The sequence below is a fragment of the Streptomyces sp. NPDC059534 genome (assembly GCF_042743475.1).
Taxonomy (GTDB): Bacteria; Actinomycetota; Actinomycetes; order Streptomycetales; family Streptomycetaceae; genus Streptomyces.
Window position 1 is genome coordinate 70,831 of the sequence record NZ_JBHWAQ010000014.1, and the last position, 12,215, is coordinate 83,045.

The 12,215-nt window shown below is 70.9% G+C and carries 11 protein-coding genes; 1 reads left to right on the plus strand and 10 read right to left on the minus strand.

The genetic code is table 11. The features are described 5' to 3' along the window. Positions 1-15 precede the first annotated feature (15 nt). Positions 16-696: an N-acetylmuramoyl-L-alanine amidase gene (locus ACFVZH_RS18420; RefSeq protein ID WP_384898408.1), complete on the plus strand. Its 681-nt coding sequence runs from the start codon at positions 16-18 to the stop codon at positions 694-696. Here ACFVZH_RS18420 and ACFVZH_RS18425 read toward each other — a convergent pair. The 10 genes from ACFVZH_RS18425 to ACFVZH_RS18470 all read right to left on the minus strand — a co-directional run bounded on the left by ACFVZH_RS18425 (position 689) and on the right by ACFVZH_RS18470 (position 12,207). Beyond that, positions 689-1,852: a cysteine desulfurase family protein gene (locus ACFVZH_RS18425; protein WP_384898409.1), complete on the minus strand. Its 1,164-nt coding sequence runs from the start codon at positions 1,850-1,852 to the stop codon at positions 689-691. The genes ACFVZH_RS18420 and ACFVZH_RS18425 overlap by 8 nt on opposite strands. A gap of 100 nt (positions 1,853-1,952) precedes the next feature. Beyond that, positions 1,953-2,801 (minus strand): thioesterase family protein, encoded by an 849-nt coding sequence (locus ACFVZH_RS18430; protein WP_384898410.1) that lies wholly within the window; start codon positions 2,799-2,801, stop codon positions 1,953-1,955. A 23-nt stretch (positions 2,802-2,824) separates the two neighbouring features. Next, complete coding sequence (locus tag ACFVZH_RS18435; RefSeq protein WP_384898411.1) at positions 2,825-3,502, minus strand: trimeric intracellular cation channel family protein; 678 nt, start codon at positions 3,500-3,502, stop codon at positions 2,825-2,827. A 511-nt stretch (positions 3,503-4,013) separates the two neighbouring features. Continuing rightward, on the minus strand, positions 4,014-5,105 hold the full coding sequence (locus tag ACFVZH_RS18440; RefSeq protein ID WP_384898412.1) for an ABC transporter ATP-binding protein: 1,092 nt from the start codon (positions 5,103-5,105) through the stop codon (positions 4,014-4,016). A gap of 8 nt (positions 5,106-5,113) precedes the next feature. Continuing rightward, positions 5,114-6,217: an ABC transporter ATP-binding protein gene (locus ACFVZH_RS18445; RefSeq protein WP_384898413.1), complete on the minus strand. Its 1,104-nt coding sequence runs from the start codon at positions 6,215-6,217 to the stop codon at positions 5,114-5,116. Further along, positions 6,214-7,212: an ABC transporter permease gene (locus tag ACFVZH_RS18450; protein WP_384898414.1), complete on the minus strand. Its 999-nt coding sequence runs from the start codon at positions 7,210-7,212 to the stop codon at positions 6,214-6,216. Before ACFVZH_RS18450 ends, ACFVZH_RS18445 begins: the two co-directional genes overlap by 4 nt. Before the next feature lie 114 nt (positions 7,213-7,326). Continuing rightward, positions 7,327-9,096, minus strand: a complete 1,770-nt coding sequence (locus ACFVZH_RS18455; RefSeq protein ID WP_384898415.1) for an ABC transporter substrate-binding protein — start codon at positions 9,094-9,096, stop codon at positions 7,327-7,329. A gap of 109 nt (positions 9,097-9,205) precedes the next feature. After that, complete coding sequence (locus tag ACFVZH_RS18460) at positions 9,206-10,228, minus strand: ABC transporter permease (protein WP_384898416.1); 1,023 nt, start codon at positions 10,226-10,228, stop codon at positions 9,206-9,208. 352 nt (positions 10,229-10,580) lie between these two features. Then, entirely contained in the window at positions 10,581-11,372 is a 792-nt protein-coding gene (locus tag ACFVZH_RS18465) for an enhanced serine sensitivity protein SseB C-terminal domain-containing protein (protein WP_384898507.1), read from the minus strand. Positions 11,373-11,475: 103 nt separating this feature from the next. Beyond that, positions 11,476-12,207 carry an enhanced serine sensitivity protein SseB gene (locus ACFVZH_RS18470; protein ID WP_384898508.1) on the minus strand — a complete coding sequence of 244 codons (732 nt, stop codon included), beginning with the start codon at positions 12,205-12,207 and terminating at the stop codon, positions 11,476-11,478. Between the last annotated feature and the right edge of the window lie 8 nt (positions 12,208-12,215).

Consider the following 12,215-nt stretch of genomic DNA (forward strand, 5'->3'; position numbering starts at 1 on the left):
AGCGTTCTCGGTGGCATGGGGAGCAAGGCGAAGGAGCCGGCCGGGTCCGGCGGGCGGGTGGGGCGACGGGCGGTGCTGCTCGGCGGCGGGGCCGCGGTCATCGGGGTGGCCGCGGTGGCCCGGGACGATCTGGCGCGGTTCTGGTGGCGGCTGCCCGGCATGGAGAAGAAGCGGGTCGAGGGCGAGCTCGACCACAAGGGCGCCGAGTGGACGGCGGCGGCGCGGGCGAACTGGCGCCGGGCCGACCGGCCCGACGACTACCGGATCGACCGGGTCGTCATCCATGTCGTCCAGGGCAGCTACGCGACCGCCCTGAAGGTCTTCCGGAACCCGGGGCACGGGGCCGCCGCCCACTACGTCGTCCGCAAGGACGGCCATGTGGCCCAGATGATCCGCGAGCTCGACGTCGCCTTCCACGCCGGCAACCGCGACATGAACGAGCGCAGCATCGGCATCGAGCACGAGGGCTTCGTCGACCGTCCGCAGGACTTCACGGCGGCGATGTACGCGGGATCGGCGCGGCTGACGGCGGACATATGCGCCCGATACGGGATACCCGTGGACCGGGAGCACATCATCGGGCACGTGGAGGTCGAGGGCACCGACCACACGGACCCGGGGCCGCACTGGGACTGGGACCGCTATCTGAGGCTGGTGCGGGAGGCGTCGAAGAAGGTGCCGAAGAAGGTCACGTGAGGCCGGCGGACCTCGCCCGTTCGACCGCCGGGCCGATCGCCTCGGCGACCGCGGTCACGTCCTCCTTGGTGGAGGTGTGGCCGAGGGAGAAGCGCAGGGTGCCGCGGGCGAGATCCGGGTCGGTGCCGGTGGCGAGCAGGACGTGGCTGGGCTGGGCGATGCCGGCGGTGCAGGCGGAGCCGGTCGAGCAGGCGATGCCGGCCGCGTCCAGCAGCAGGAGCAGGGAGTCGCCCTCGCAGCCGGGGAAGGTGAAGTGGGCGTTGGCGGGGAGCCGCTCGACCGGGTCGCCGCCGAGGATCGCGTCGGGGACGATCGTACGGACGGTGGCGACGAGCTCGTCCCGCAGCGCGCCGACCTCGCGGGCGAACTCCTCGCGCCGCTCGGTGGCCAGCCGGGCCGCGACGGCGAAGGCGGCGACCGCCGGCACGTCGAGCGTGCCCGAGCGGACATGTCGCTCCTGGCCGCCGCCGTGCAGCACGGGTACGGGGGTGTGGTCGCGGCCCAGGAGAAGGGCGCCGATGCCGTAGGGGCCGCCGATCTTGTGGCCGGAGACGGTCATCGCGGCGAGCCCGGAGGCGGCGAAGTCGACCGGGACCTGACCGACGGCCTGGACCGCGTCCGCATGCAGCGGGACGCCGAACTCGGCCGCCACGTCGGCGAGTTCACGCACCGCCATGACGGTGCCGATCTCGTTGTTGGCCCACATGACGGTGGCCAGGGCCACGGAGCCGGGGTCGCGGGCGATGGCCTCGCGCAGCGCCTCGGGATGGACCCGGCCGTGCCGGTCGACCGGCAGGTACTCGACGTCCGCGCCCTCGTGCGTGGCGAGCCAGTCGACGGCGTCGAGCACGGCGTGGTGCTCCACCGGACTGGCCAGGACGCGGGTACGGCGGGGGTCGGCGGCGCGGCGGGACCAGTAGAGGCCCTTCACGGCGAGGTTGTCGGCCTCCGTGCCGCCGGAGGTGAGGACGACCTCGCTCGGCCGCGCGCCGAGCGCGGCCGCGAGCATCTCGCGCCCCTCCTCGACGGTCCGCCGGGCCCTCCGGCCGGCTGCGTGCAGGGAGGAGGCGTTGCCCGTGACGGCGAGCTGGGCGGTCATCGCCTCGATCGCCTCGGGCAGCATGGGCGTGGTCGCGGCGTGGTCGAGGTATGCCATGGTGCGTCGATTCTACGAGCCCGCCGTGGCAGCCTCGGCGGGTGGCCGGTTCACGACCTCCCCGCGGCGGGTCCCGGGACCGCCGGGACCCGGACGCGCGTCAGTCGCGCGGGGCGCGGGCCAGCTGGCGGGACTGGGCGACCAGGCGGTCCGCACTGTCCCAGACCTCGGCGTCCTCCTCCAGGAAACCGCCGGCGAGGTTGCGGGTCGTGATGGAGACGCGCAGCGGACCGGGGGCCGGGCGGCAGCGGATGTGGGTGGTCAGCTCCACAGTCGGCGTCCAGCCCTTGAGACCGAGCTCGAAGGAGGTCGGCGGCAGGGCGTCGACGGTGAGCAGCAGGGACAGCGCGTCGGGCGCGCGGCCGTCGGCGAGGCCGAACCACGCCCGCATCTCGCCCCTGCCGGACGGGGCGCCGACCGCCCAGCCGACACAGGCCGGGTCGAGGCGGAGGTCGAGCCGGTCGGCGATGGCGGAGGAGCCGGGGATCCTCGGCGCCGGATTGTCGGCGGCGCTGAAGCAGTTCTCGATCGCGGCCATCGCCGGCGGCGTCGCCGTGGTGCGGACGTCGTCCGGGAGGGCGTCGAGGTCGCCGTACGAGGCGAGGACGCGGATGCGCTCGACCTCGGTGCCGTCCTCGGCGTACTGGAAGAGGGACGCCTGGCCCGTGGAGAGCGTCCGGCCCGTACGGACGGTCTGCGCGCGGATCACCGCGGGGCCCGGCACGGACGGCGTCAGGTAGTGCGCCGAGATCGTGAACGGGTCGGGGTGCGGGAGGTGGTCGCCGAGAGCGCGGCCGAGCAGGGCGAGAAGGTAGCCGCCGTTGACGGCGTGGATGATCGTCCAGCCGGCGGAGAGGTCGGCGTCATAGACACCGGGCTCCCGGAGGATGACGGCGGTGTCGCGGTCGAACTCGTTCGTCGCGACGGTGGTCTCGATGCTCGTGCTCATGCTTCCGACGGTACCCCAGAAAGCTACTGAGCGGTAGCTTTTTCAGGCTCCTCGCGCGCCGACGAACGCCGGTTCCAGGCCCGGGGCGCGCGCCAGTGGTAGCGCATCGCCAGCAGGCGGAGCACGAACGCGGTGAGCACCGCCGCGCCGCTCGTGAAGGCGTTCAGCATGTCGAAACGGATGCAGAGCACGACCATCGCGGCACCGACGATCGCCGGCACCGCGTACAGGTCACGGTCCCAGCGCAGCAGCGACGGCACCTCGTTCGCGAGCACGTCGCGCAGCACACCGCCGCCCACGGCCGTCGCCAGACCCAGCGCGGCCGAGGACGTCAGACCGAGGCCGTAGTCGTACGCCTTCGTCGTACCCGTCACACAGAAGAGCCCCAGCCCGGCCGCGTCGAAGACGTTCACCGCGGTCTGGGTCCGCTCGACCTCCGGATGCAGGAAGAACACCAGGACCGCGGCGATCAGAGGCATCAGGAAATAGCCGAGATCCGTGAACGCGGCCGGCGGAACCGCGCCGATGATCAGGTCACGGAAGAGACCACCGCCGAGAGCCGTGACCTCCGCGAGGACGGCGATGCCGAAGACGTCGAAGTTCTTGCGGACGGCGAGGAGGGCGCCGGAGATGGCGAAGACGAAGATGCCGACGAGGTCCAGGGCGTGCTGGACATCGGGGCTGAACAGATCGTGGAGCACGGGGCCATTCTCCCGGTCGCCCCGGCGCAACGCGGGGACACCCCCCGTCCCCGCTGCGGGCGGGTGCCCCTCGGGGCCGACGGGGCCCGACACCACCTGTCGGGCAGCCGCTCCACGGCGGCGCCGGACCCGTGTGTCCCCGCGTTGCGGACGCCTCCGCCGGGGCGTTGCCGCCCGCGTCCCCCCACGTTGTGGGCAACTGTTCCGCTGGGGCGTGGGGGTCCCCCCGGACGGAGTCTGGGGGAGGGTGGGCACAACCCACGACGGCGCCGCACCCGGGGTCCAGGCCCAGGCACCGAATGCCTAGGCCCGGCAACGGGGCGCCGTCCCGTGTGCCCACCCGTCCCGCCCAGCGGGACGATTGCCCACACGGAGGTGGGCCCGGGGCCGGGCGCCGGGGCCGGCGCCCACACGGGGTGGGGCCGGCCAGGGGGCTCCGCGGCCGGCCAGGGGGGCCGGCGACCGCGTGGGGGAGGCCCCTGGCCGGTGGGGGCAGGGGCCTCGGTGGGGGTCAGTCGTCCGGGGTCTCGTCCTTGGCGGGCTCGTCGGCCTCCGCGACCGCGGAGGGCTTGGCCGTGAGGGTGAGGTCCACCGGGCGGCGGGCGGCGGGGATGGTGAGGGAGTCGGCGTTCTCCGGGTGGTGGCAGGCGACGCGCTGACCGGGGCGGAGCTCGACCAGCGGCGGTTCCTGGGTCTTGCAGACCTCCGTGGCCTTCCAGCAGCGGGTGTGGAAGCGGCAGCCGGGCGGCGGGGCGATCGGGGAGGGGACGTCGCCGGTGAGGAGGATGCGGTCGCTCTTCGCGCCTCGGCGGCGGGGGTCCGGGATCGGGACCGCCGACATGAGGGCGCGGGTGTACGGGTGCATCGGGTTCTCGTACAGCGACTTGCGGTCGGCGAGCTCGACGATCTTGCCGAGGTACATCACCGCGATGCGGTCCGAGACGTGCCGGATGACCGAGAGGTCGTGCGCGATGATCACGTACGTGAGGCCGAGTTCCTGCTGGAGGTCGTCCAGGAGGTTGACCACCTGCGCCTGGATGGAGACGTCCAGGGCGGAGACGGGCTCGTCCGCGACGACGAGCTTCGGCTTGAGGGCGAGCGCGCGGGCGATGCCGATGCGCTGGCGCTGGCCGCCGGAGAACTCGTGCGGGTAGCGGTTGTAGTGCTCGGGGTTGAGGCCGACCAGGCCGAGAAGGCGCTGGACCTCCTTCTTCACGCCGCCCTCGGGCTCGACGCCCTGGAGCTTGAAGGGCGCGGAGACGATCGTGCCGACCGTGTGGCGCGGGTTCAGCGAGCCGTACGGGTCCTGGAAGATCATCTGGATGTCCCGGCGGAACGGACGCATGCCCGCGACGCCGAGGTGGGAGATGTCCTTGCCCTGGAACTCGACCGTGCCGTCGGTGGGTTCGAGGAGCCGGGTGATGAGCCGGCCCATCGTGGACTTGCCGCAGCCGGACTCGCCGACCACGCCGAGGGTCTCACCGGGGTAGACCTCGAAGTCGATCCCGTCGACCGCCTTGACCGCGCCGGTCTGGCGCTGGAGAAGCCCCTTCTTGATGGGGAAGTGCTTCTTCAGGCCGCTGACCTTGAGCAGAGGTTCCATGTTGTCGCTCACAGTTTCGGCGCAATCTCTTCGGTCCAGATGCGGGTCCGCTCCTCCTGCGGCATGTGGCAGGCCGAGTAGTGGCGCTCGCCCGCCTGGGCCAGTTCGGGCCGCTGGGTGCGGGTGATGCCGCCCTTGGGGACGTCCGCGTACGGGCAGCGCGGGTTGAAGGCGCAGCCGCTCGGGATGTTGATGAGGCTGGGCGGGTTGCCCTTGACGGGGATGAGCCGCTCGGTCTGGTCGCGGTCGATCCTCGGCATCGAGCCGAGCAGGCCCCAGGTGTAGGGGTGCTGCGGCTCGTAGAAGACGGACTCGGCCGGACCGCGTTCGACGCAGCGCCCGCCGTACATGACGAGGATGTCGTCGGCGAGCTCGGCGACGACGCCGAGGTCGTGGGTGATGATGACGACCGCGGAGCCGAACTCCTTCTGGAGGTCCCGCATCAGGTCGAGGATCTGGGCCTGCACGGTGACGTCGAGCGCGGTGGTCGGCTCGTCGGCGATGAGCAGTTCCGGGTTGTTGACGAGCGCCATGGCGATCATCGCGCGCTGGCGCATGCCGCCGGAGAACTCGTGCGGGTAGTTGTCGAACCGCTTGCCGGGCTCGGGGATGCCGACCCGGTCGAGCAGTTCGACGGCCCGCCGGCGTGCCGTCTTCTTGTCGACCTTGTGGTGGACGCGGTACGCCTCCACGATCTGGTGGCCGATCGTGTAGTACGGGTGCATCGCGGACAGCGGGTCCTGGAAGATCATCGCCATCTCGCGGCCGCGCATCCGGCGGACCTCGTCCGGGTCCGCGGAGAGCAGTTCACGGCCGTTGAGCCAGATCTCGCCGGAGATCCGGGCCTTCTGGCGGCCGTACTGGCCGACCGTGTGGAGGCCCATGATGCCGAGCGAGGTGACCGACTTGCCGGAGCCGGACTCGCCCACGATGCCGAGGGTCTTGCCCTTCTCCAGCTGGAAGCTGAGGCCGTCGACCGACTTGACCAGACCGTCGTCGGTCGGGAAGTGGATCTTCAGGTCGCGTACGTCGAGGAAGGCGTCGGACGGGGCGCCCGAGGACACGACCGGCTCTCCGGGCGCGGCGCCCGTCTTCGTCAGCTTGTCCGTCATGCGAGCCTCACTCGGGGGTCGATCACCGCGTACAGCAGGTCCACCACGAGGTTCGCGATGACGACGCACGCGGCGGTGATGAGGGTGACGGCCAGGATCAGCGGCAGGTCACGCTCGCTCACGCCCTTGATGGCGAGACCGCCGAGGCCGTGGAGGCTGAACGCGGTCTCGGTCAGGATCGCGCCGCCGATGAGGGCGCCGAGGTCCATGCCGAAGATGGTCAGGATGGGGGTCATGGTGGAGCGCATGGCGTGCTTGCCGAGCACGACCGACTCCGGGAGGCCCTTGGCCCGTGCGGTGCGGATGTAGTCCTCGCCGAGGACCTCCAGCATGGTGGCGCGGGTGAGCCGCGCGTACATCGCCGCGTACAGGAAGGCGAGGGTCACCCAGGGCAGCAGCAGGCCGCCGAACCAGCCGCCGAAGGACTCGGTGATCGGCACGTACGAGGCGTTGAGCCAGCCCAGTTGGGTGCGGAAGACCAGCATCGCCAGCATGGCGGTGAAGAAGATGGGCAGCGAGACACCGGCGAGCGCGGTGATCATGGCCGCGCGGTCGATGATCGTGCCCCGCTTGAGCGCGGAGACCACGCCCGTGGAGACACCCAGGACCAGCCACAGCGCGGCGGCGCCGACGACCATGGAGAGGGTCACGGGGAAGGCGTCGACCAGCATCGACGAGACGTCCTGCTCGGTGCGGAACGAGTAGCCGAAGCAGGGCATCGCGCAGTGGATGGTGTCGCCGCCACCGGTGTAGTCACGGCCGACGAAGATGCCGGAGACGAAGTGCCAGAACTGCACCAGGATCGGCTCGTCCAGGCCGAGCTTCTGCCGGATGGCCTCGATGGAAGCCGGATCCGCCTGCTTGCCGACGAACATCGCGGCAGGGTCGCTGCCGGTCATCTTGGGGATGAGGAAGAAGATGCTGAGCGTCACCAGAGTGACGACGAGCAGCATCACGACGACTGCGAAGAGTCGCCGGACTATGTATGCAAGCATGCGGTCGGCCGGTCGGCGGCCGGGGATCCCGATCGGGTTCCCCGGCCGCCGCCTTCGGCCATCACCTGCCCTTCGGGCCTGGCGGCGGGTGGTGCGCCGGTGGAGCGGGTCGGATTACTTGACGACGCCGAGCGACGCGTAGTCGTAGCGGCCGTTGTAGGCGTCGGCGGTGTAGACGTTGGTCAGCCGGGATCCGCGCCAGATGATGTTCTTCTCGTGGGTGAAGGGCAGGTAGACCGCGGCCTCCGAGACCTTCGTGTTGATCTGCTGGTAGAGCTCGCCGGCCTTGGTCGGGTCGGTCTCCTTCAGCGCCTGGTCGAACAGGCCGTTGACGGCCTTGTCGTTCAGCTCCGAGAAGTTGTTGTTGCCGCTCTGCAGGATGAAGCGACCGTCGACCAGCGGCTGGAGGAAGCCCTGGCCGGTCGGGAAGTCGGCGCCCCAGCCCATGATGATGATGCCGTAGCCCTTCTCCTTGACGACCTTCGGCGAACCGATGATGCCGGAGGTCTGGGCGCCGTCGAACTGGTCGATCTGGGCGTCGATGCCGACCTTCAGCAGCGACTGCTGGAGGGACTCGGCGGTCGCGATCTCGATCTTCTTGTTGTTGCGGACCGCGATCGTGGTCTTGAAGCCGTTCGGCTTACCGCACTTCGCCAGGGCCTCCTTGGCCTTGGCGAGGTCCGGGGCGCCCGCGAGCTTGCCGTACGGGTCGGCCTTCGGGTCGGCACCCTTGAGCGCCGGCGGCAGCATGTTGGAGGCGATGTCGCCACCGGCCTGCGGGCCGCCACGGGCGGTCTGCAGCGACTTGGAGTCGGCCGCGTAGATGATGGCCTTGCGGCACTCGATGTTGGGGATGACCGTCTGCGGGAAGACCGCGTAGCGGATGAAGCCCGTCTGCGGGTTGTCGACGTTGCCCTTGTGCTGCTGGAGCACCTTCTGGCGGGCGGAGGCGCCGACGCCCGTCGCGTTGATGTCGAGGTCGTACTCGCCCTCGACCAGACGGTTGTCCATGTCGTCGGCGTTCGTGGTGAACGTGACGCTGATCTTGTCCGGGAGCGCCTTGCGGACGGTGTCCGTCTTGGCGTCCCACTTGTCGTTGCGGACAAGCTTCATGGACTTGTTCGGCGTGTACGACTCCCACTTGTACGGGCCGGAGGAGAACACGTTCAGGCCGTACTTGGCCTTGGTGTCCTTGTCCTGGCGGACCGGGGAGGCGGCGGGCATGGCCAGCATCTGCAGGAAGTCACCGTTGGCGACCGGCAGCTTGAAGATGATGGTCTTGTCGTCCGGGGTCTCGATCGCCTTCAGGCCGAGCTTGTCCGCGGAGGTGTCCTTGTAGGGACCCTTGTACTCGCCCTTGGGGTCGAGGACCTGCTGGAGGTAGATCGGGCCGCCGGAGATGACGTCCTGGGCCCAGATGCGCTCGATGCCGTACTTGATGTCCTTCGAGGTGATCGGCTTGCCGTCCTGCCAGTTCACCCCGTCCTTCAGCGTGAAGGTGTAGGTCAGGCCGTCGGCCGAGACCTTGCCGGCGTCGGTGGCGAGGTCCGGGACCAGCTCGGTGGAGGCGGCGCCCGGCTCGGCCTTGAAGGTGACGAGCTGGCGGGTGTAGTAGCGCTGGAAGTCCCAGACGAAGCCGTAGTAGCCGCGCTGCGGGTCCCAGTTGTCGGCCTCCTGCGAGCCGATGAACTTCAGCTCGCCGCCCTTCTTGTCGGAGGCGTTGGCGACCTTGTTCACACCGGCGTTGAAGCCGGGCGCACCGCCCTTGCCCTTGTCGCCGCTGCCGCCGTTGTCGCCGCCGCAGGCGGTGGTGACGACCATCGTGGCCGCCGCGAGCAGCGCGCCCGCGGCGATTCTGCGCCTCTGAGAGCTCATCAGAGTCATGGGTCTCGCAACCTCCGGATAGTGGCGGCCGATACGGCGGTCCGCCGAGTGGGGATGAGCCTCCTGTCGACAGCGGCAGGGGCGGGTCTTGCGTGTCGTCGGCGAATGGTCAGCGGGAGCCCTTCGGGTCGAGCGCGTCACGCACGCCGTCGCCGAAGAGGTTGAACGCCAGGACGGTGATGAAGATCGCGAGGCCGGGGATCACCATGAACAGCGGGTCCGACTCGTAGGTGGTGATGGCCGTCGACAGCATCTGTCCCCAGGAAGCGGTGGGCGGCTTCACACCCGCGCCGAGGAAGCTGAGCGCCGCTTCGGTGAGGATGTTGGTGGGGATCATGAGGGTCGCGTAGACCGTGATCGGGGCGATCAGGTTCGGGAGCAGTTCGCGGCGCAGGATGTACAGGCGGCCGGCGCCCAGGCTCTGGGCGGCTTCGACGTACTCGCGGTTGCGCAGCGACAGGGTCTGGCCTCGGACGATGCGGCCCACGTAGGGCCAGCCGAAGAAGCCGATGACGAGCACCAGGGCGGCGATGCGGACGCCCGAGCCGTCGAGGCCGAGGAGTTCGTTCGGCAGGACGGAGACCAGGGCGATCGTGAAGAGCAGCTGCGGGAAGGCGAGCATGACGTCCATGACCCGGCTGAGGGCCGCGTCGATCCAGCCGCCGAAGTAGCCGGCGATGATGCCGAGGACGGTGCCGAGGGCGACCGCGAAGACCGCCGCCAGGAAGGCGACGAGCAGCGAGATCCGGGCGCCGTAGACGATGCGGCTGAAGACGTCGCGGCCGTTGACGGGCTCGACTCCGAAGAGGAAGTCGGAGCTGACGCCGCCCCAGGAGCCGATCGGGGTGCCGAACAGCGGGTCGATCTGGTCCTCGTGGAACTCGTCCGGCGGGTGGCCGAGGAGACCGACGATGACCGGCGCGAGGATCGCGACCAGGACGAGGAAGACGACGACGAAGGCGCCCGCGAGGGCGAGCTTGTCGCGCTTGAGGCGCGTCCAGGCGATCTTCCAGGGCGAGCGCCCCTCGATCGCCTTGGCGGCGGGGGTGTCCGGAGTGCCGGAAGCGTCGGGCGCGCCGTCGACGGTGGCGGTCGCCTCGCCCGCACTCGTCTCGTGCAGTGGTGCCGTCATCGTGGTGAGGACCCCTCTCGGCCGCCGGTAGCCGGCCCTTGCCCGCCGCGGGTAGCGGCTTGGTGGAACAACCTGCTGGGCACCGGCTCGAAGGGAGCCGAATGCCCGGTGTTCCGGGGAGTCTTCAATGCGCTTGTGATCACCCGCCAGCCCTGACGAGGAATGTTTGCTCAAACGTGATGCGGTGCTGCGACTTCCGTTATCCGGACGTCGTGATCGTCTGAGCGGACCATCTCGGGTCCTCTTCACCGTAATCGGGCATGTCGCCCAACAGGGCGTTCGACCTCCTCAATTGGGGCGAACGACGGACTCCGGTGGGGCTGGTGGGGCGCGTGGAGAGAGGCGGGGCGTCTCAGTATCCGGACGGGGTCGCCGGCGGGTATCCGTACCCCGGGACGGGGGCGGAACCACGGCCGGCGTGCGCCTCGCGGTCGTAGAAGGGGCGGGCGTTCGCGCGCAGCCAGAGGGCCACCGGGTCGTACGCGTCGGAGAGCGCGACCGTCGAGACGGGCAGCCCGTCGGGCACGGAGCCGATGGACTGGCGCATCATCGCGCGGACCGTGTCGACGGCCGCCGGGGACGTGTCGTACAGGTCGAGGCCGATGGCGAGGTACGGGGAGCCGAGCGCGGGCTGCACCCAGCCGCGGCGCAGCGCCCGGACGGCCGGGGTGCGGTGCGCGTTCTGCGTGAGCAGGGCGTAGAACTGCGGGATCTCCAGGGCGGGCTCGGTGACCCGCAGCGGGCCCGCGGGCATCCGGTCGAGGCCGGTGGCGATCCGGCGCAGATCGGCCCAGGGGATGCCGACGCCGCCGCCGGGGGCGTGCGGATTCAGCCAGACGCCCCAGCGGTCGGGGTAGAGGGCGCGGGCGATGTCCCGGCCGGTGACGAGCTCGTGGGCGCGGTTCCAGCCGGAGGCGGCGAGTTCCTGGGCGGAGGTGACGCAGGGCGCGTAGCCGAAGCCGTCGACCTCCATGTTCCCGTACTGGGCGTCGGGGGAACCGGGCGAGCCCTGCCAGAGCAGCATCCGGAGTTCGCCGTCGGCGAGGGCGTGCAGCAGCTGCTCGTACGCGTCGTAGCGTCCGGGTGCCACCTCGCGCAGCATGCGCTCGACCTCGCCGGCCGCAGCGGTGCCTGACGCGCTCACCATGGGTCCCCGCCCCTCTTCCGTCCACCATGTCCGCGCGGCGTGCGTGCCGCTGCCGAGTCGATTCGACTCACCGGTCAGTTCAGCTTAAACAGGGGGCCGCTCACACGGCGGCGCGCTGGTAGAACGGGCGGACCCGCTCCAGCATCCAGTCACCGACCGGGTCCTGCGCCATGTCGAGCAGGATGAGGTTGACCGGCCAGGCGACCTCGACGCGGCCGAGTGCCCGGCCGAGGGCGTCCAGGGGCGCGTTGCGGTCGACGCCGTCCCAGGCGGCCAGCTGGACGCCGATGAAGAGGGCCGGTTCGGTGCCCTCGACGCTGGCGAGCGCGCGGCGGGCGCTGGTGACGACGCCGGTGGCGTCGAACTCGGCGGAGGCGGCGGCCAGGAAGTCGACCGGGTCGTCCTGCCAGTCGGGCTCGAAGAGCCGCACGCGGCCGCCGGATGCGGGGCCGTCGAGCGGGGTGCGGCCGACGCGGCAGAGCTCGGCGACGGCCGGCGGGGGCAGCGGGACGCCGACGGTGCCGCCGGGGTTCACGGCGATGCCGAGCTGCGGCGGCAGACCGCGGGCGAAGTCACGGGCGGGTGCCACCGCGAAGGACATGTGGTCTCCGACACAGGCGAGGAACTGCTGCTCGGAGCTGAAGACGGGGACGTAGGCCGCGCCGTCGATCTCCAGGGTGGGGAGGTCGAGGTCGGGGCTGTCGGGGCCGCCGCCGTTGGGCAGGGGCACCCAGACCGGGCTGCGGCCCAGCACCTCGACGAGCCGTCCGCCCGCCGTGGGGTTGCCGAGTGAGGCGGCAAGGACCTCTTCGAGCTCGTTGCCCGGCCACATCACGTCCA